At 64.4% G+C, this 19,757-nt stretch carries 20 protein-coding genes; 12 read left to right on the forward strand and 8 right to left on the reverse strand.

Features of this window, described 5'->3' with window-relative positions:
- The first annotated feature begins 176 nt into the window (after positions 1-176).
- From AC2T4A_RS23780 to AC2T4A_RS23800, 5 genes are all read left to right on the forward strand, one after another.
- On the forward strand, positions 177-1,502 hold the full coding sequence (locus AC2T4A_RS23780; RefSeq protein WP_486741962.1) for an MATE family efflux transporter: 1,326 nt from the start codon (positions 177-179) through the stop codon (positions 1,500-1,502).
- A gap of 45 nt (positions 1,503-1,547) precedes the next feature.
- On the forward strand, positions 1,548-1,766 hold the full coding sequence (locus tag AC2T4A_RS23785) for a DUF2970 domain-containing protein (protein ID WP_486741963.1): 219 nt from the start codon (positions 1,548-1,550) through the stop codon (positions 1,764-1,766).
- Positions 1,767-2,107: 341 nt separating this feature from the next.
- A complete protein-coding gene (locus AC2T4A_RS23790; RefSeq protein ID WP_416746749.1) occupies positions 2,108-2,602 on the forward strand; it encodes a PaaI family thioesterase in 495 nt (164 codons plus the stop codon).
- Positions 2,603-2,863: 261 nt separating this feature from the next.
- Positions 2,864-4,522, forward strand: coding sequence for a nitrite/sulfite reductase (locus AC2T4A_RS23795; protein ID WP_416746747.1), 1,659 nt, complete (start codon positions 2,864-2,866; stop codon positions 4,520-4,522).
- On the forward strand, positions 4,506-5,009 hold the full coding sequence (locus AC2T4A_RS23800; protein WP_416746745.1) for a DUF934 domain-containing protein: 504 nt from the start codon (positions 4,506-4,508) through the stop codon (positions 5,007-5,009). The genes AC2T4A_RS23795 and AC2T4A_RS23800 overlap by 17 nt, the downstream gene beginning before the upstream one ends.
- Before the next feature lie 153 nt (positions 5,010-5,162).
- Here AC2T4A_RS23800 and AC2T4A_RS23805 read toward each other — a convergent pair whose 3' ends face one another.
- Positions 5,163-5,741 (reverse strand): TetR/AcrR family transcriptional regulator, encoded by a 579-nt coding sequence (locus AC2T4A_RS23805; protein ID WP_416746743.1) that lies wholly within the window; start codon positions 5,739-5,741, stop codon positions 5,163-5,165.
- 123 nt (positions 5,742-5,864) lie between these two features.
- On the opposite strand from AC2T4A_RS23805, the gene AC2T4A_RS23810 reads away from it, so the two are divergent.
- Complete coding sequence (locus AC2T4A_RS23810; RefSeq protein ID WP_486741964.1) at positions 5,865-6,302, forward strand: hotdog fold domain-containing protein; 438 nt, start codon at positions 5,865-5,867, stop codon at positions 6,300-6,302.
- Between the two features lie 11 nt (positions 6,303-6,313).
- Entirely contained in the window at positions 6,314-7,168 is an 855-nt protein-coding gene (locus AC2T4A_RS23815) for an alpha/beta hydrolase family protein (protein WP_486741965.1), read from the forward strand.
- A gap of 21 nt (positions 7,169-7,189) precedes the next feature.
- Here the strand turns inward: AC2T4A_RS23815 and AC2T4A_RS23820 are convergent, their stop codons facing one another.
- Together AC2T4A_RS23820 and sohB are read right to left on the reverse strand one after the other, a co-directional pair.
- Complete coding sequence (locus tag AC2T4A_RS23820; RefSeq protein ID WP_486741966.1) at positions 7,190-8,182, reverse strand: YhdH/YhfP family quinone oxidoreductase; 993 nt, start codon at positions 8,180-8,182, stop codon at positions 7,190-7,192.
- Between the two features lie 73 nt (positions 8,183-8,255).
- Complete coding sequence (gene sohB, locus AC2T4A_RS23825) at positions 8,256-9,284, reverse strand: protease SohB (RefSeq protein ID WP_416746737.1); 1,029 nt, start codon at positions 9,282-9,284, stop codon at positions 8,256-8,258.
- A gap of 211 nt (positions 9,285-9,495) precedes the next feature.
- On the opposite strand from sohB, the gene AC2T4A_RS23830 reads away from it, so the two are divergent.
- The 4 genes from AC2T4A_RS23830 (at position 9,496) to AC2T4A_RS23845 (ending at position 12,896) form a co-directional block, all read left to right on the forward strand.
- Complete coding sequence (locus AC2T4A_RS23830) at positions 9,496-10,206, forward strand: histidine phosphatase family protein (RefSeq protein ID WP_478378369.1); 711 nt, start codon at positions 9,496-9,498, stop codon at positions 10,204-10,206.
- Positions 10,207-10,264: 58 nt separating this feature from the next.
- Positions 10,265-10,576, forward strand: a complete 312-nt coding sequence (locus tag AC2T4A_RS23835; RefSeq protein ID WP_017519529.1) for an SCP2 sterol-binding domain-containing protein — start codon at positions 10,265-10,267, stop codon at positions 10,574-10,576.
- A 317-nt stretch (positions 10,577-10,893) separates the two neighbouring features.
- Positions 10,894-11,961: a phosphotransferase family protein gene (locus AC2T4A_RS23840; RefSeq protein WP_416746733.1), complete on the forward strand. Its 1,068-nt coding sequence runs from the start codon at positions 10,894-10,896 to the stop codon at positions 11,959-11,961.
- A gap of 167 nt (positions 11,962-12,128) precedes the next feature.
- Positions 12,129-12,896, forward strand: a complete 768-nt coding sequence (locus tag AC2T4A_RS23845; protein WP_024763300.1) for an SDR family oxidoreductase — start codon at positions 12,129-12,131, stop codon at positions 12,894-12,896.
- Positions 12,897-13,049: 153 nt separating this feature from the next.
- On the opposite strand, the gene AC2T4A_RS23850 is transcribed toward AC2T4A_RS23845, so the two are convergent.
- Positions 13,050-13,694, reverse strand: a complete 645-nt coding sequence (locus AC2T4A_RS23850; protein ID WP_486741967.1) for a hypothetical protein — start codon at positions 13,692-13,694, stop codon at positions 13,050-13,052.
- A 158-nt stretch (positions 13,695-13,852) separates the two neighbouring features.
- Between AC2T4A_RS23850 and AC2T4A_RS23855 the strand changes: the two genes are divergently transcribed.
- Complete coding sequence (locus tag AC2T4A_RS23855) at positions 13,853-14,635, forward strand: TSUP family transporter (RefSeq protein WP_192295440.1); 783 nt, start codon at positions 13,853-13,855, stop codon at positions 14,633-14,635.
- A 167-nt stretch (positions 14,636-14,802) separates the two neighbouring features.
- Here AC2T4A_RS23855 and nudC read toward each other — a convergent pair whose 3' ends face one another.
- From nudC to AC2T4A_RS23875, 4 genes are all read right to left on the reverse strand, one after another.
- Complete coding sequence (gene nudC / locus AC2T4A_RS23860; RefSeq protein ID WP_486741968.1) at positions 14,803-15,642, reverse strand: NAD(+) diphosphatase; 840 nt, start codon at positions 15,640-15,642, stop codon at positions 14,803-14,805.
- A complete protein-coding gene (locus AC2T4A_RS23865) occupies positions 15,642-17,315 on the reverse strand; it encodes a FimL-related protein (protein ID WP_478378365.1) in 1,674 nt (557 codons plus the stop codon). The genes nudC and AC2T4A_RS23865 overlap by 1 nt, the downstream gene beginning before the upstream one ends.
- A 42-nt stretch (positions 17,316-17,357) precedes the next feature.
- Positions 17,358-18,170, reverse strand: coding sequence for a crotonase/enoyl-CoA hydratase family protein (locus AC2T4A_RS23870; protein WP_138216321.1), 813 nt, complete (start codon positions 18,168-18,170; stop codon positions 17,358-17,360).
- 238 nt (positions 18,171-18,408) lie between these two features.
- On the reverse strand, positions 18,409-19,752 hold the full coding sequence (locus AC2T4A_RS23875; protein ID WP_478378364.1) for an amino acid permease: 1,344 nt from the start codon (positions 19,750-19,752) through the stop codon (positions 18,409-18,411).
- Between the last annotated feature and the right edge of the window lie 5 nt (positions 19,753-19,757).

The raw sequence follows: 19,757 nt of genomic DNA on the forward strand, positions 1-19,757 counted from the left end.
CCTCACACAAATACCGGAAATATCACCGGAACAACTTCGCAATATTCGTAGGCATATTCCGATGCAAAAGAGGGCGGAGCACTGCCCATTCAGCTAGGATTTTACCCAGCGGCGCCCTACCGGCACGGGCCCGCCGGACCTCCACAACAGGCCGGAGCTCACTGCCCAGAGACGCCATGCTAGAGCGCCAGCGGTTCCAGAACATCCTTAGCCTGGGCCTGCCGATCATCGGCGGGATGCTCAGCCAGAGCCTGCTCAACCTGGTGGATGCGGCCATGGTCGGCCACCTCGGGGAAAAATCCCTGGCCGGGGTCGGCATCGGCAGCTACGCCAACTTCGTCGCCATTTCCCTGGTGATGGGCCTGGGTGCCGGCGTACAGGCGCTGGTGGCACGCCGACGGGGTGAAGGCCGCAGCGACGAGCTGGCCGCGCCGCTGAACTGCGGGCTGCTGGTGGCCCTGGGTCTGTCGCTGCCGATCACGCTGATCTGCCTGCTGTTCGCCGAACCCATCGTCCGCGCCTTGTCCAACGACCCCGAAGTGCTGGCGGTGGGCATCCCCTACTTCGAGTGGCGCGCGCTGTCGGTGCTCGCCGTAGGCCTGAACTTCTCCTTCCGCGGCTACTGGAATGGCACCCGGCGCTCGGGCATGTACATGCGCACGCTCGTGGTGATGCACCTGGCCAACGCGGCGATCAGCTACTGCTTGATCCACGGCCTGTTCGGCCTGCCGCAAATGGGTGCCGTGGGCAGCGGCCTGGGCACCACACTGGCGCTCTACATCGGCTCGCTGATCTACGCCTGGATCACCTGGCGCGACGCCCGTATCCAGGGTTTCCACCCGCGACTGCCGAGCGAACGGGACGTCCGCACCATGCTGCGCCTGTCGCTGCCCAACTCGCTGCAGCAGTTCTTCTTCGCTGCCGGCATCACCCTCCTGTTCTGGATCATCGCCCAGGTCGGCACCCGCGAACTGGCGGTAGCCCACGTACTGATCAACCTGGCGCTGTTCCTGATCCTGCCCGGCGTCGGCCTGGGGATGGCGGCGACCACCCTGGTCAGCCAGAGCATGGGCGAGCGTGATTTCGACAGCGCGCACCGCTGGGGCTGGGACGTGGTGAAAGTGGCGGCCTGCGGACTGGCGCTGCTGGGCGCTCCATTCTGGATTTTTCCCGAGGCCATCCTGCGGCTGTTCGTCAGCGATCCTGCGTTGATCGAACTGGGCCGCGTACCGCTGATGCTGACCGGCATGGGCATGGTGATCGACGCCACGGCGCTGGTGCTGACCCAGGCGCTGCTCGGCGCGGGTGCTGTGCGCACGGTGATGGCGGTCAGCCTGGGCAACCAGTGGCTGTTCTTCCTGCCGCTGGCCTACCTGGTCGGCCCGGTGCTGGGCGGCGGGTTGCTGGCAATCTGGAGCATGCAGATTCTGCAGCGCGGGCTCGCCTCGGCGATCTTCGCGGTGATGTGGCAGAAACGCCAGTGGACGCAGATCGAACTCTAGCGCTCACGCCCTCAGGAGCTAGGCTTGCAGGCAAAGGGAGGACGAATGATGGATGAGCAACAGAACAAGCCGCCGAGCTTCTGGCAGATGCTGCACAGCGTGCTGGCCGCGGCCTTCGGCGTACAGAGCGGGCGCAACCGCGCGCGCGACTTCACCCACGGCAAGCCCAGTCATTTTATCGCCATGGGCATTCTCTTCACGCTGGTCTTCGTGCTTCTGCTCTATGGGCTGGTGCAGTTGGTGCTGCATTTCGCCGGGCTGTAGAAAAGCAGGCTGAGAGATGAGGTACCGGGCGGGCCGCAGGACGACCCGCCGGCACCGCTGTCACTGGTGGCTGACCCAGAACACGGCGGTCGCGACCACCAGCAGGATCAGGATGAATGCGGCGCGGGCATCGACGACGCTGTCGCTGGTCTTGTGGGACGTTTCTTCGCTCATGCTTCCCCCATCTTCTCGTTATTGGCTGAAGGACCACAGGCAAGAGTTAAGACCAGCTCCGCCCTCCCCTCAAGGCAGCTTTCCTTTCCGCCGGGCCGCCAAAGCCGTTAGTCTGCGGTTTCGACACGATCCCGTCACAAGAACAAGCAAGTGGATAAGGAAGGACCATGCACGTGGACTCACTGCAAGACACTGTCGCGCCGGAAGGCGTCTGCTACGGCTGCGGCGGCAGCAACCCACACGGACTGCACATCAAGAGCCGCTGGCACGAGGACGGCGTCCACGTCGTCGCCGAGCACCTGCCCGACGCCAAGTACTGCGGCTGGCCGGAACTGGTCTACGGCGGCCTGATCGCCATGCTGGTGGACTGCCATTCCAACTGGACCGCGATGGCCTACCACTATCGCGCCGAAGGCCGCGAACCAGGCAGCCTGCCGCGCATCGATTGCGTCACCGGCAACCTGGGCGTGAAGTACATCAAGCCGACGCCCATGGGCGTGCCGCTGACCCTCAAGGCCTACGTCGAAGGCGACGTCGGCCGCAAGAGCCGGATCATCTGCGAAGTCTATGCCGGCGACGTGCTGACTTGCGTCGGCGATTCGATCTTCGTCCGCGTCGACACCTCACAACTGCGCGATGCCGCCCACGGTCGCGAGGCCTGATCGACTCCTGTTGCGCCGCCGCCAATCCACAGGTGAAGCGGCGCAACCGCAGCGCAGGCGCCCCGTTTCAAGCCCCCGTCCCGCCTGCGCTTCAAGCCTGGCGCGGCTTAGATCTGAAAGTTCTCGCCATATACTCAAACATCACTTTTGCGCATATTCCCGAACTGGTATCGTGCGCCCCACTCCGCGTGGAGCGCGTTGCCGTGCGCGCTGGGAAACGCAGTACGCCCTGAGCGCTATAGCCTGACAGCAGGATGATTCATGTACGTATATGACGAATACGATCAAAGGATCGTAGAGGATCGCGTCAAGCAGTTCCGCGATCAGACCCACCGTTACCTGGCGGGCGAACTGACCGGCGAGGAATTCCGCCCGCTGCGTCTGCAGAATGGCCTGTACATCCAGCGCTATGCGCCCATGCTGCGGGTAGCTGTGCCGTACGGCCTGCTGTCCTCGACGCAGGTTCGCAAGCTGGCGCAGATCGCCCGCGATTACGACAAGGGCTACGCGCACATCAGCACCCGCCAGAACGTCCAGTACAACTGGCCGGAACTGGAAGACGTGCCGGAAATCCTTGCCGAACTGGCCACCGTGCAGATGCACGCGATCCAGACCAGCGGCAACTGCATCCGCAACACCACCACCGACCAGTTCGCCGGGGTCGCCCGTGACGAACTCGTTGACCCGCGCCCCTGGTGCGAGATCATCCGTCAGTGGTCGACCTTCCACCCCGAATTCGCCCACCTGCCGCGCAAGTTCAAGATCGCCGTCAACGGCGCCGTGAGCGACCGTGCCGCCATCGAAGTGCACGACATCGGCCTGGAAGCGGTGCAGAACGAAGCTGGCGAGCTGGGCTTCCGCGTCTCCGTCGGCGGCGGCCTGGGCCGTACTCCGATCGTCGGCAGCTTCATCAATGAATTCCTGCCATGGCAACACCTGCTGTCGTACCTGGACGCCATCCTGCGCGTATACAACCGCTATGGCCGTCGGGACAACAAGTACAAGGCGCGCATCAAGATCCTGGTTAAAGCGCTGACTCCGGAAGTCTTCGCCCAGAGGGTCGATGCCGAGTGGGCGAACCTGAAGGACGGCCCCAGCACCCTGACCGACGCCGAGTTGCAGCGCGTAGCCGCTCACTTCGTCGATCCGGCCTACCAGGCCCTGGAAGACCAGGATGCCGCCCTCGCCCAGCTGGACGCCGAGAACCCCGGCTTCGCCCGCTGGCGCACCCGCAACACCTTCGCCCACAAGAAGCCCGGCTACGTCGCCGTGACCCTGTCGCTCAAGCCTACCGGCGTAGCGCCTGGCGACATCACCGACAAGCAGCTGGACGTGGTCGCCGACCTGGCCGACCGCTACAGCTTCGGCGAAGTACGCAACAGCCATAACCAGAACATCATCCTCGCCGATGTCGAGCAGGCGCAGTTGTTCACCCTCTGGGGCGAACTGCGCGAGAACGGTTTCGCCACCCCGAACGTGGGCCTGCTGACCGACCTCATCTGCTGCCCGGGCGGTGATTTCTGCTCCCTGGCCAACGCCAAGTCGATCCCGGTGGCCGAAGCCATCCAGCGTCGCTTCGACGACCTGGACTACCTGTTCGATATTGGCGACCTCGACCTGAACATCTCCGGTTGCATGAACGCCTGCGGCCACCACCACGTGGGCCACATCGGCATCCTCGGCGTGGACAAGAAGGGTGAGGAGTTCTACCAGGTCTCCCTCGGCGGCAGCGCCAGCCGCGAGGCGAGCCTTGCGCAGATCCTCGGCCCGTCGTTCGCCCAGGAGCAGATGGCCGACGTGATCGAGAAGATCATCAACGTCTACGTGGAACAGCGCACCGAAGAGGAACGTTTCCTCGATACCTACCGTCGCATCGGCATCGATCCCTTCAAGGAGCGCGTATATGCAGCGAATCATTAAGAACCGCGAGGTCGTCGACGACCGCTGGCACTTGCTGCCCAAGGACGCGACCCTCGAGACCGTGCCCAACTGCGACGACGTGATCATCCCGCTGAACCTGTGGCTGGAACACGGCCCTGCGCTGCGCGGCCGTGATGGCGGCCTGGGCGTGTGGCTGGATGCGGACGAAGAGCCCGAGGCCATCGCCGGTGATATGGACAAGTTCCAGGTGATCGCCGTGAACTTCCCGGCTTTCACCGACGGCCGCGGCTTCAGCACCGCGCGCCTGCTGCGCGAGCGCTTCGGCTACAAGGGCGAGGTACGCGCCATCGGCGACGTGCTGCGTGACCAGCTGTTCTTCATGCAGAGCTGCGGTTTCGACGCCTACGCCATCCGCGCCGACCGCGATCCGCAAGCGGCGCTGGCTGGCCTGGACGACTTCTCCGAGGTCTACCAGACCTCGGTGACCCAGCCGCAACCGCTGTTCCGTCGCCGCCAGCTCGCCTGATCCGGCCGATATGAAAAAGCCCCGCATCGCGGGGCTTTTTCTTTGGCTTTTCGTAGGAGCGAGCTTGCTCGCGAACAGAGTTACCTGCGGCCTCGGAGTCAAGCGGGTTCGCGAGCAAGCTCGCTCCTACATAGTGCAGCCCAGCGCGACGGATCAGGCCCGCACACTCTCCCAGGCAATCTGCGCCAACTGATCCCGGCAATCGATCAGATCCACCTTCGTCCGGCCGGCCAGCCAATTGCGCGCGTAGTCCTGGCTCGGACCAATCACCACCGAATTGAACAATTCCGGCGCGAGCGCCTTGAATGCGCCAGCCTTGCGGTGCTCGGAAAGCAGCCCGGCGATGCGCCGCCCCTGCTCGCGGTTGGCCTCGCGCAACGCCTCGCCCACCTCTCCCGCCTCGACACGACCACGACTGTGCAGGATGAAACGTGCCCAGTCCGGGTTGGCCGCCACCCAATCGACGTAGCAAGTGACGAACAGCTTCACGCAGGCCTCGGCGCTCATACCCTCCTCGATCCCAGCGTCCAGCAGCGCCGCGTACTGGCCAACGCCCGTGAGGTACAGCGCGCCGATGATCCGTTCCTTGTTGCCGTAATGGTGGTAGAGGCTGCCGATGCTGGCGCCGGAGCGATCGCGGATCATCTCGATGGTGGTGGCGTCCACGCCGGATTCACTGAAGCAGGCCAGCGCAGCCTGGAGGATGTCGTCTTTGCGGGAAGGTCGGGCCATGGGGTTCCTGTTGGAAAAGCCGTTCGAACATAATTCTAGAATATTTTTCTAGAATTAATTTCTAGTCTTCGTATACTGCCTGGGCGCGCATCCATCTTCAATCCGCTTTTCCCCGGAGTTGCCATGAGTCAGATGATGCAAATGTACCAGCAGGCCGGCCCCGCGCAGTTCAGCGCCATGATCGGCCAGGTCGCCCCCTACTTCGCCAGCATCGCCCCGCAGTTCGTCGAACTGCGCCCAGGCTACGCGGAAGTGACCTTCCCCAAGCGCCGCGAAGTGCTCAACCACATCGGCACCGTGCACGCCATCGCCCTGTGCAACGCCGCCGAATTGGCCGCCGGAACCATGACCGACGTATCAATCCCCAAGGGGCGCCGCTGGATTCCCCGCGGCATGACGGTGGAATATCTGGCCAAGGCCGAGGGCGACGTGCGCGCCGTGGCCGATGGTCGAGCGATCGACTGGAACCAGGATGGCGACGTCATCGTCCCGGTGCTCGCCTATGTCGGTGACAAGAAGGTCTTCCGCGCCGACATCACCATGTACATCAGCCAGGCCTGAGGGACCGCGCCATGATCACACCGCTCCCCCGCCCACTGAACAACGGCAACGGCCACAGCCTCTCCAGCCACTGGCACTACCCGCCCGGCGAAGCCCGCGGAGCGGTGCTGATCGTCCCCGCGATGGGCGTCGAGCAGCGCTTCTACACAGCCTTCGCCAACTGGCTGGCCGAGCGCGGCTACCTGACCGTGACTTTCGACTACGCAGGCATGGGCAAGTCCCGCACCGGCAATCTGCGCGACCTGGATATCGACATCCTGGCCTGGGGCAACCACGACTGCAGCGCGATGCTCGACGCGGTGGTCGAGGCCGCCGGCGACCTGCCGGTATTCTGGATCGGTCACAGCCTGGGCGGGCAGATCCTGCCCTTCGTGCGTGGCACCGAGCGCATCCACCGCGCCTTCACCATCGCCACCGGCAGCGGCTACTGGCGTGAGAACACCAAGGGATTGCGGCACAAGGCCTGGCTGCTCTGGTATCTGCTGGCGCCGACGATCACGCCACTGCTGGGCTACTTCCCGGGCAAACGCCTGGGCGTGGTCGGCGACCTGCCGCGCGGAGTGATCGAGCAATGGCGCCGCTGGTGCCTGAACCCCGAGTACTCGGTGGGCGCAGAAGGCGGCGCGGTGCGCGAGGCCTATTCATCGGTCAGCACGCCCATCACCTCCATCTCGTTCACCGACGACGAGATGATGTCCGGGCGCAACACCGAATCGCTGCACGGCTTCTACCGGAGTTCGCCGAAAACGCTGAAGAGAGTCGCGCCGGAAGACATCGGTGTGAAGCGCATCGGCCATTTCGGCTTCTTCCGTAGCCAGTTTGCCGATTCATTGTGGGCGGATTACCTGCTGCCGGACCTGGGGTGACCCCCAGGCCCAGCCAGGGCATCAATCGAGGGTCACCAGCACCCGCCCAACCAGCTTGCCGGCCAGAATCTGGTGAATGGCGGCCGGCAGGTCGTCGAGCTTGACTTCGCGCACCGCCGCTTCGAGGTTGTCGAGCTTCCATTGCAGGGACAGTTTGTCCCACATGGAAGCCTTGACCACCAGCGGCAGTTCCACCGAGTCCACGCCCAGCAGGTTCACGCCGCGCAGGATGAAGGGCAGCACGGAGGCCTTGAAGGCGGCACCCGCGGTCAGGCCGCAGCACGCGACGCTGCCGCCGTACTGCAGCGACTTGACCACGTTGAACAGGATGTCGCCGCCCACGGTGTCCACCGCACCGGCCCACTGCTCGCGCAGCAGCGGCTTGTCGACGCCATCGGAAACGGTGGCGCGGTCGAGGATCTGCCGCGCGCCGAGACGGTTCAGCAGTTCGGCCTGCTCCAGCTTGCCGGTGGCGGCAGCCACGGTGTAGCCCAGTTGCGCCAGCAGCATCACCGCGATGCTGCCCACGCCACCGGTGGCTCCAGTGACCAGGATCGGCCCGGCGGACGGCGTGACGCCGGCGCGCTCCAGCTTGTCAACGCACAGCGCGGCGGTCAGGCCGGCGGTACCGAGGATCATCGATTCGCGCAGCGAAAGACCCTGTGGGCGCTTGATCAGCCAGGCCGCGGGTACGCGGATGTACTGGCCGAAACCGCCCGGCGTGTTCATGCCCAGGTCGTAGCCGGTGACGATGACTTCATCGCCCACAGCGAATTCGCCCACGGAGGATTCTTCCACCACACCAGCGGCATCGATGCCGGGCGTGTGCGGGTATTTGCGGGTGACGCCGCGGTTACCGCTGGCAGACAGCGCATCCTTGTAGTTGAGCGAGGAATACTTCACCCGTACCAGCACTTCACCCGCCGGCAGATCGGCAACCTGCCGCTCGGCCACCTGCAGGTCATACACGCCATGCGCGCTCTCCGTGACCCACAACGCCTTGAATGCACTCATCTCGACCCTCCTCTTTCGAATTCGATAAACGGGCGCGATCCCGGCGCCCGACGCACAATCATTGCCAGAAGAGTCACTGCCAGAAGCGGCTGCGACCCAGGCGGTCCCACCAGGTCACCAGTACGCGATCGATCACGCCGCTGACGCCGACGCCGAAGCGCTCCTGGATGGACTTCTTCTGCACGTAGCTGAGCTGGTAGACATCCGCCTCGCGGGCACGTTCGGCCAGGTATTCGTCACTGGTCTTGAGTTCGTCGACCAGTTTCTTGCCCAGCGCCGCCTGGCCCAGCCAGACCTCGCCGGTGGCAATTTCGTCGATGGCCAGCTGCGGGCGGTAGTGGACGACGAAGCGCTTGAACAGCTCGTGGGTGGTTTCCAGGTCTTCCTGGAACTTCTCCCGACCCTTCTCGGTGTTCTCGCCGAATACGGTCAGGGTGCGCTTGTACTCGCCGGCAGTGAGCACCTCGAAATCGATGTCGTGCTTCTTCAGCAGGCGGTTGACGTTGGGCAACTGCGCCACCACGCCAATGGAACCGAGAATGGCGAAGGGCGCGGAGAGGATGCGCTCGCCGATACAGGCCATCATGTAGCCGCCGCTGGCGGCGACCTTGTCGACGCAGACGGTCAGCGGTACGCCAGCCTGGCGAATGCGCGCCAGCTGGGACGCGGCCAGGCCATAGCCGTGGACCATCCCGCCGCCGCTTTCCAGGCGCAGCACCACTTCGTCGCGCGGGGTCGCGAGGGTCAGCAGTGCGGTGACTTCATGACGCAGCTGCTCGGTGGCCGAAGCCTTGATGTCGCCGTCGAAATCGAGCACGTAGACGCGATTCTTCTCGCCGCCCTTCTTCTTTTTCGCGTCCTTCAGCGTTTTCGCCTCGGACTTGCGCAGGGCCTTGAGCTTGGCTTTCTCCAGCACGCTGTGCTGCAGGCGCTCGCGCAGTTCCTTGTAGAAGTCGTTGAGCTTGTGCACCTCCAGGTGTCCGCTGCCGCCACGACGGCCACGGCCGCGCAATGCGGCGATCACCACCAGGACGATGACGATGGCCACCACCACGGTGAAGGTCTTGGCCAGGAAACCCGCGTAATCCGCTAGAAACTCCACTCACATCCCCTTTTACAATTCTGTTCGCGCACGCGTGACAAGCGCAGTGAATCCCGCAAGCATACCCACGCCGCAGGCCCGCCACCAGCGCTGGCAAACCGCTGTATCAGTCCAGCGAATGCCATTCAAACAAGCGTATGTTTTTTCGTTGACAGCCCCAGGTGATCCTCATAACCTCGCCGGAACTTTCAGCCCTGCCGGGATACTGCGCGTGGGAAGCATCTACCTGATTCGACATGGCCAGGCTTCATTCGGTGCCGACGACTACGATGTGCTCTCGGCCACCGGAGTGCGCCAGGCGGAAATCCTCGGCGAACACCTGGCCAGCCTCGGCCTGCGCTTCGACCGCTGTGTTGCCGGCGACCTGCGCCGCCAGCGCCACACCGCCGAAGCGGTGATGGGTCGGCTGAACGAAGCCGGGATCGCCACCCCGACTCTGGAAATCGATTCCGCCTTCAACGAATTCGAAGCCGACGCGGTGATCCGCGCGCACCTGCCGGATCTGCTGGAAATCGAGCCGCAGGCGCTGCACATCATGCGCAATGCCGCCGACCACCGCGCCGAATTCCAGCGCCTGTTCTCCACCGTGATCGCCCGCTGGGTTTCCGGCGACCACGACAAGGACGGCCTGGTCAGCTGGGCAGAATTCCTCGACACCGTGCACGGTGGGCTCAAGCGCCTGCTGGAGTCCGCCAGCGGCAAGGACAACATCGGCGTCTTCACCTCCGGCGGCACCATCACCGCAGTACTCCAGCAGGTGACCGGCATTCCGGCGCTGAACGCCTTCGAGCTCAACTGGCAGATCGTCAACACCTCGCTCAACCGCCTGAAGTTCCGCGGCAGCGAAGTGGCCCTGGCTTCCTTCAACAGTCACGTGCATCTGGAACTGTTGAAGGCGCCGGAACTCATCACCTATCGTTGAGAACCGGCCCAATGCGACCTCGACGTCGCGCGAGAAAACCTAGAAAAGGAATAGAACCATGAGTGTTGCTGACATCGTTTCCACCATGAAGAGCAAGTTCAACGCCAGCGCGGCCGCCGGCCTGGATCTGGTGTTCCAGTTCAACATCGAAGACGGCGACAACCACTACCTGGTCGTCAAGGATGGCACCTGCGAAGTCGTACAGGGCGACGCCGAGTCCCCCAACGTCACCCTGATCATGGACAGCGAGACCCTCAAGGGCATCACCAGCGGCGAAACCGACGGCATGCAAGCCTTCATGGCTGGCAAGCTGCGCGCCGAAGGCGACATGATGCTGGCGATGAAGCTGGGCGAACTGTTCCCGGTCTGATCCGAGAAAGCCTGCTCGCGCAGCACGAAAAACCGGAGTCCATGGCTCCGGTTTTTTTATGCTCGCGCGCCGCTGCAAGGCTCGGATCAGGCAGCCTGATCGGGGTCCAACACGAACGCCAATAACGGCTTTGCGTGCTTGTGACGGATCAGGCCGGACATTAGATTAGCCAATGATCACCCGGCGCCATCATTGCTTTGCCTGATCCTGCCACGACTCATCAGGCACCAGCAGAGGCCGCCTTGCGCGCCATCCTTGCCCGCCGCCTTCGCTGCGGTGCGATGACCAGTACAAGCCAAGTACAAGAAGGGACCAGCATGTCGTTGACCGACCAGACCATCCGCTCCCGCGAAGGTGAAGAACTCGATGCCGCCGTGATCGACGGCTACCTCAAGGACCACATCCCCGGCCTGCAGGGTCAGCCGCGCATCAGCCAGTTCCCCGGCGGCGCCTCGAACCTGACCTATCTGATCCAGTACGACAACCAGGAACTGGTCCTACGCCGCCCGCCTTTCGGCAAGAAGGCCAAGTCCGCCCACGACATGGGCCGCGAATTCCGCATCCTGAACCAGCTCAAGGATGGCTTCCCCTACTGCCCCAAGGCGTACGCCTACTGCACCGACGAATCGGTGATTGGCGCCGAGTTCTACGTCATGGAGCGGGTCAACGGCATCATCCTGCGCAGCGACCTGCCCAAGGAACTGAATCTCGACGCCGAGAAGACCACCGCCCTGTGCAAGAGCTTCATCGACAAGTTCGTCGACCTGCACAACGTCGACTACAACGCCTGCGGCCTGGGTGACCTGGGCAAGCCCGAAGGCTACGTGCAGCGCCAGATCGGCGGCTGGATCGATCGCTACGAGAAGTCCCTGACCCCCGACGCACCGGCCTGGGAACAGGTGAAAGTGTGGCTGCGCGAGAAGATGCCGGCCGATCATCACAAGCCGGGCATCGTCCACAACGACTACCGCTTCGACAACGTCATCCTCGACCCGAACAATCCGATGCAGATCATCGGCGTGCTCGACTGGGAGATGACCACCATTGGCGATCCGCTGATGGACCTGGGCAACACCCTCGCCTACTGGATCGAAGCGGGCGATCCGCAGCCGATGCAGATGCTGCGCCGCCAGCCCAGCCACGAGCCGGGCATGCTGACCCGCCAGCAGTTCGCCGACTACTACGCCGAGCGCGCCGGCATCCAGATCGACAACCTGGATTACTACTACACCTACGGCCTGTTCCGCCTGGCCGGCATCATGCAGCAGATCTACTACCGCTTCTTCCACGGCCAGACCCAGGACAAACGCTTCGCCACCTTCATCCACGCCAACAAGCTGCTGGAACAGGTGAGCCTGCAGGTCATCGGCAAGTCCCGCCTGTAAGAGTCGACTGTCGACCTGGCGAGCTAGAGCCGTACAAGGCGGAAGCCGGACGAAGAGCGGAGTTTACCGATTGTAAATGAGCATCTGAGTCCGGCTTCCAACGCAGTACGGCCGACGCGCAGCCGGTCGCCAGCCGACTCTTGCGGCCCAAAACAAGGAGAATTTCCATGTCCAAGACCCAACTGTTCGACCTCGACGGCAAGATTGCCTTCGTCTCCGGCGCCAGCCGCGGCATCGGCGAGGCCATCGCCAAACTGCTGGCCCAACAGGGTGCCCACGTGATCGTTTCCAGCCGCAAGATCGATGGCTGCCAGGCTGTGGCCGACGAGATCGTCGCCGCCGGCGGCAAGGCCACTGCGATTGCCTGCCACATCGGTGAAATGGAGCAGATCCAGGCCGTCTTCGCACAGATCCGCGAGCAGTTCGGCCGCCTGGACATTCTGGTCAACAACGCCGCTACCAACCCGCAGTTCTGCAACGTGCTGGACACCGACCTGTCGGCCTTCCAGAAGACCGTCGACGTGAACATCCGCGGCTACTACTTCATGTCCATCGAAGGCGGCAAGCTGATGAAGGCCAACGGTGGCGGCAGCATCATCAACGTCGCCTCGGTAAACGGCGTCACCCCGGGCGAGTTCCAGGGCATCTACTCGGTGACCAAGGCCGCGGTGATCAGCATGACCAAGGTCTTTGCCAAGGAATGCGCGCAGTTCAACATCCGCTGCAACGCGCTGCTGCCGGGCCTGACCGATACCAAGTTCGCCTCCGCCCTGGTCAGCAACGACGCCATCCGCAACGTTGCCCTGCAGCGCATCCCGCTCAAGCGCGTGGCCGACCCGAGCGAAATGGCCGGTGCCGTGCTGTACCTCGCCAGCGATGCCTCCAGCTATACCACCGGCGTAACGCTGAACGTAGACGGCGGCTTCCTCGCCTAAGCGTTATCGCGGATACGAAAAAAGGGAGCCGATTGGCTCCCTTTTCTTTGGCGGCGATTGGGCTTTTCGTAGGAGCGAGCTTGCTCGCGAACCGCATCGCACCTTGAGTCTCCAGCGTGAAGCGGGGTCGCGGGCAAGCTCGCTCCTACAAGGTCACTGCCATTCCTTGAGGGCCTGGTTCGCCGCCGCATTCATCGGCTCGGCCGTCAGTCCGCTGGCACCATAGCGCACGGCAAACACCGCCTGATCGGCCATCGGCAGGTAGTTCACCCGCCCCGCCTTCGGCACGAAGGTCAGCAGATCATGCTGGCCATCGCGCAGCCAGCGCCAGAGATCGACCACCGGCGCGTCGGAAACCAGCGACACCTTGCGCCCGAGGGCCTGCTGCTCAACCGCCAGGAAGCGACCAGAAAGGTCCTGCAAACGATAACCCGGCGCCATGCCGATCAACCGCGCCAGGCCTTTCCAGTCCAGTACCCGCGCGTCCAGTTGCCAGAGATCCCCGGCCAGTTCCACGCGACGCTCGTCATTACCCTGCAGCAGCGTCACCTCATAACGCTGCTCGGCAACCTTGTGGAAGCTCAGCGTCGCCAGTGGGCGTTCCGCCGGCAACGGGTCGTAGCTACGCAGGTCCCATGCCACCAACGCTACCAGCGCGGCGATGGCCACGAACAGCATTCCCGCCGTTCCCCGCAGCCAGCCGAGGAACCAGTGACGGTCGAACAGAATGCGGGCGGCTACCATCAGGGCCAACAGCGCCACGAAGGCTACAACCCAGGCCAGACCGTCGTACTGCATCGAATGATTTCCTTCCTCGTAGAATTGCCGGCATTATGCGCACCGCATCCCTGCGCGGCCAGCCAGACCGTCGCAGCTTTCGGGCCCGTTAACGTTTCCTATGCCACCCGCTCTTTACAAAAGAGTGGCTGGACGGGCCCCTGATCAAGGCCAACCCCATGCCCTTCGAACTCGTCGTAGACCCGACCACCCTCGTCATTCTCGCCGGCGTCGCCTTCCTCGCCGGCTTCATCGACGCCATTGCCGGCGGCGGTGGCCTGCTGACCATTCCTGCCCTGCTCACCGCCGGCGTCCCACCACATCTGGCGCTGGGCACCAACAAGCTGAGCTCGACCTTCGGCGCCGCCGTGGCCAGCTACACCTTCTACCGGCGCAAGCTTTTCCAGCCGCGCCAGTGGCGCAAAGGCCTGATCGCCACCGCCATTGGCGCCGCGCTGGGCGCCTGGGCCGCGCACCTGATGCCGGCGGAGTGGCTCAATCGCATGCTGCCGGTGGTGGTGTTCGGCTGCGGTCTGTACCTGCTGTTCGGCAAGACCCCCGAGGCGCCGCTGGACGCCAACCCACGCATCGCCCAGCGCCGCCAGTGGCCGCAGGGCCTCGGCCTGGGCTTCTACGATGGCGTGGCCGGCCCCGGGACTGGCGCCTTCTGGACCGTCAGCACCCTGCTGATGTACCCGCTGGACCTGGTACGCGCCAGCGGCGTGGCGCGCAGCATGAACTTCGTCAGCAACATCGTCGCGCTGGCGGTGTTCATCGCCTCGGGTCAGGTGGTGTGGCTGATGGGGCTGTGCATGGGCAGTTCGCTGATGATCGGCGCCTACTTCGGCGCGCGCACGGCGATTGGCGGCGGCGCCAAGTTCATCCGTCCGGTGTTCATCCTGGTGGTGCTCGCCTTGACCGTGCGCCTGGCCTGGCAGCACTGGTTTACCGCCGCAGCCTGAGAACCCGGTTACGATCTGCTGCGCGTCGGCAGAACGGCGTTAAAAGCACGCTCGGACTGCTCATTTACAGCACGTAAACTCCGCATCCTCGCCTGTTTTTGCCTTGTTCTGCGCTAGCTCGCGAGATCGTAACCAGGTTCTGAGACAGGCCGGAGCGGCGCCTGGACTCAGGCGCCGCCGGGCAGGACTGGATCGGGACGACCGGCGCGGCGCGCCAGGTAGACCTCGATCAGGTAGCGGGCGATGGAGCGCTCGGCCGGCAGGCGCGGCAGCTCGTCGACATGGAACCAGCGGGCATCCTCGATCTCGTCCGGCTGCATGACGATCTCGCCGCTGACGTACTCGGCGTGGTAGCCGAACATCAGCGAATGCGGGAACGGCCAGGGCTGACTGCCCATGTAGCGGATATTGCCGATCTCGACACCCACCTCTTCGCGCACTTCGCGCGCGACACAGTGCTCCACCGACTCGCCCGGCTCGACGAAGCCGGCCAGGGTGCTGTACATCCCCGGCACGAAACGCGGCGAACGCGCCAGCAGCACCTCATCGCCACGGGTCACCAGCACGATCATGCTCGGCGACAGCAGCGGGTAGCGCTGGATGCCACAGCTTTCGCAGTGCATGGCGCGGTCGCGGGGCATGCGCAGATTGCTCTGACCGCAACTGCCGCAGAAGCGGTTCTGCCGCCACCAGATACCGATCTGGCTGGCGAAGCCGAGCATGGCGAAGATGTCTTCCTCGGCCTGCATCATGAACTGGCGCAGGCCGATCCAGCTGGCCCCCTCCAGCGGGTCGGTACGGTCGACTTCCAGCAGGTACACCGGCTCGCCGTCGAACTGGCCGACAGCGTGCTCGGAGAGTACGGAAAGATCCTGGCGCTTGAGCCAGTCACGGGGGAACAGCACGCCGTTGCTGTCGGCGAGGAACTGCTGCTGGCAATGGGCAAGCGCCCATCCACCCGTTGCCGCCACCTCGAACATCGAGGATTCCCAGCGCCCGGTACGCATCAGGCTGCCACCGTCAGGCCCAGGGCCTTGACGCTCTCGCTGGCGACGTCCAGGACGTCGGGTTGGCCTTCAGGCCGCATCATGGCTCCACCCTCCAGGTAGTACTCCAGGCCGGTCAGCGCATCCGCCAGGGTTTCCAGCATCTGCTCGGACGGCATCTGGGTCGTCTCGATCATCTGCCCCTGAATGTAATCGGCACAGGCGCCCACGAGCAATGCCGCGCGCTCCTGACCGAGGAACCACAGACCGCCGCGCACTGCCTGCAGGCTGATCGGCACGTTGGCCAGGTGCAGCTTGTCGCCATTGGATTCCAGGTACGCGGTGATCGCGCGCTTGGCCAGCGCCAGGCCCGCCTGGGCCTCGTCGATCACCACGATGCGTGCTTCGGCGAGTTGGTGGACGGCGAAGGAATCATCTTCGCCAACCGGCGTCGGACGCACGCTCATGCGCTCGCCCCGCTCCAGGTTGCCGACCATGCTCTCGACGTACAGCAGCGCATCGGCCAGGGAGTTCAGCGCGGCCGGATCGTCCACCGCACCCTTGGCGACCCAGCCGGCAACTACGCCGTGCTGGTGCTGCAACGAGGTTGCGGCGGAGTTCAGGCCGACCATGCTCAGGGTCTTGGCCAGCTTGCCCAACTGGGCGTGCAGGATGCCCAGCGCATCGGCCTGGGACACGCCGCGCTCGATCAGGTCGAGCTGATCCTTCACCGCTGTGAGTTCCTCGCGGATCGCCACCGACAGCGAGCGCATCACCGACTGGCCGGGGCCGGACAGGCGTTGCGACTCGTCTTCGAGCAGGTGATCGGTGAACGGCAGCGGCGCCAGGCCGAACACCTGGCGCAGTTCGGTGGCGCGCACGCCGCTGGTGTCGGCCAGCGTGGTGAGATACAGCAGTTCCTTGAGCAACTGCCGCGGCGCTTCGTACTGCGGGTTGGCAATCAGTTGCTTGAGCTCGCGATCCAGGCGCGAGAACACCAGCTTGCGCGTCTTGCGTGGCAGCATCTGCGCGTCGACCAGCGCTTCCAGCGCGCCAGCGCCGACCCAGCACAGGCGGGTGCGCGCCGCACTGCCCAGCAAGATGTCGAGCTTGCCCAGCGCACGGCCCATGAGCTTCAAGCTCGGGTAGAGATTCTGTTCGCGGATCAGCCCCACCAGGCCGACCTGGTACATCTGCCGCAGGCGGCGGACTTCACGGGCAGGGTCTTCCACCTGCGGCGCGGTGACGGCGCGCAGCGGGCGCGGCAGGTCCAGGCGCGCGCTGAAGAAGAAGCTCTCCGGCAGCGCAGGCTGGCCGGCAGCCTGGCGCACGTCGTTGATCGCCGGCAGCAGAAGCTCGGGGATTTCCTGGCGGTGCGCCTCAAGGTTTTCCAGGTAGCGGCGCAGCACGTAGAGCGCGTTGCCAAGCGCGGCCAACTGGCCGTCACGGTCTTCACTGACCCCGGTCGGGATGTCAGTGGCCAGGTCCAGCGCTTCCTGCGCCAGCAGTTCGGCGCCGGCCAGCTCGATGAGATTCAGCGTGCCGCGAATCTGGCTCAGGCAATCAACGGAGTGTTGCAGCAGGCTGCCGTTCTGGCGCTCGGCGATGAAGTGCTCGAGATTCTGCTCGGCCTCCTCCATCGTCGCGAACAGCTCGTCGCGGACCAGACTGAGGGACGTGGCTCCAGTAACCATCGGCCTAGTGCGCCTCCTGCGCGCAAGAAGAGTGGACGGACATCAATCGGCGAACTCGGGGGTCTTCTTGCTCATGTGCGCCATCATGGCAGCCTGCAGGTCAGCGGACTGCAGCATGGCGGCGTTCCAGGTGGCGATGTATTCCAGGCCGTCCTCGACACGGTGGTCGCGGGCGTAGCCGATCATTTCCTTGGTGCCGCGAATGGCGATCGGCGACTTGGCGGCGATCTGCCGGGCCAGCTCCATCACGCCGTCCTGCAGCGCGGAATGGTCGGCATAGACGCTGTTGACCAGGCCGATGCGCTGCGCTTCCTCGGCGTTGACGTTACGTCCGGTGTAGGCCAGTTCACGCATGATGCCATCGCCGATCAGGCGCGGCAGGCGCTGCAGGGTGCCGACATCGGCAGCCATGCCCATGTCGATTTCCTTGATGGAGAACTGCGCGTCCGCGCTGCAGTAGCGCATGTCGCAAGCGGAGATCAGGTCGATGCCGCCGCCGATGCAGTAGCCCTGGATCGCCGCGAGGACCGGCTTGCTGCACTTGTCCACGGCGTTGAAGGAGCCCTGCAGTTGCAGGATGGTCTTGCGCAGCGCGCGGGCGTTGCGGCCGACGTCCTTGCCCAGGTGGCTGGCGGCCTGGGCCAGCAGGGCGAGGTCGATACCGGCGGAGAAGTGCTTGCCGGCGCCGCTGAGGACGACGACGCGGACTTCATCCGTTTCATCGGCCCACTGGAAGATATCGATGATTTCTTTCCAGAAATCGGCATTCATCGCGTTGAGTTTTTCCGGACGATTGATCTGCACATGGGCGATCTTGTCCGCCAGTTCAACGCGGAAGGCTTTGTATTCGGTCACGGGAGATGTCCTCGGGAATGCCCTGCTTCTCGTCTGGGTGCGGCGCGCTGCCGCTGGAGCCCGGGCCAACAGTTCTTATGGGTGCCGCATACAGATTTTTGGCATCGCGCCACTATAACAAGGCAAGACCAAAAGTCGATGCCGCGGTCTGTGACACAGGCCACGGCATCGGTCGTGAATCCGCTCGCAATTCGCTCACCAACTGCTTGATCTGGCAGGAAGGTGACCGCCGCGACAATCAGTCGCCGGCGGCCAGCGGCAGCCCCTGCGCGCGGTTGCGGTACTGGCGCCAGGTGTACATCGGGATGCCCGCCATGAACACCAGGAAGCCCCAGAAGATCGCCTGCTCGCCCGTGCCATAGAGCGCCCACAGCGAATAGAGGAAGCCCAGGCAACCGATGGCCAGCACCTGCGGGCGCGAACGCGGGGAGAAGGACTCGGGTTTGGTGGCCAGCAGTTGCAACAATGCGGCCGTGCAGAAGGCGTAAGGCACCACACCGGTCATGGTGCCGAGCAGGATGATGACGTTGAACACCTCTACCAGCTCGCCATGACCATCGACCATCACCAGTGCGGTCACCAGCAGCCCGGAGGACAGCAAGCCGTTGGCCGGCGCGCCATTCTTGTTGAGCTTGCCCAGGGACTCGGGAAACAGCCCGTCACGGGCCGGCGCCACCGGAATCTGGCCCTGCAGCAGCACCCAGCCGTTGAGCGCACCCAGGCAGGCGATCACCGCGCCGCCAGCCACCAGGTAGTAACCCCAGGTGCCCAGGAGGATGCGCGCAGCATCGGCGAAAGGCGAAGTGGACTTGGCCAGAACCTCCGGCGGCATCAGGCCCTGCACCGCGGTGATCGACAGGATGTACACCGCGGCAGCGGCCAGGGTGCCGAACAGCGTGGCGCGGGGGATGGTCTTCTTCGGGTCGCGCACATCGTCCGCCGGCACGGTGGCCGATTCCAGGCCGATAAAGGACCACAGCGTCAGCGCAGCCGTGGTGGCGATGGCCTGGGCATACCCCATGTTCGGCAGCTCGCTGGGCGCCGGGATGGTCAGGTAATCGGGATTGAAGTGGAACCAGCCGAGGATACCCACCAGCAGCAGTGGGATCAGCTTGAGCGCGGTCAGGCAGTTCTGCACCATGGCGAAGGCGGTGATGCCGCGCAGGTTGATCAGGGTGCACAGCCAGATGGCGCCAATGGCCGTGGCGACCATCAGCAGCGGGTCGGCCAGGGCCGGGATGAACACCCGCAGGTAGCCCACCAGCGTGACGGCGATGGCGGCGTTACCGATCCACGCGGCTTTCCAGTAGGTCCAGGCACAGAGATAACCGGCGAAGCTGCCGAAGCCGTCGCGGGTATAGGCGTAAGGTCCGCCGGCACCGGGGTTGAGCCGCGCCAGCCGGGCGAAGGTGAAGGCCAGGATCACCGCCCCGGTGCTCGACACCAGCCAGCCGAACAGGCTGAGCCCACCAAACGCCGCCAGGCTCGACGGCAACAGGAAGACCCCTGACCCGACCATGTTGCCGACCACCAGCGCAGTGCAGCTCCAGAACCCCATGCTGCCCTTTTTCGCTTCCGCCATCTGCG

The organism is Pseudomonas sp. PVC-3-1 (assembly GCF_057444315.1).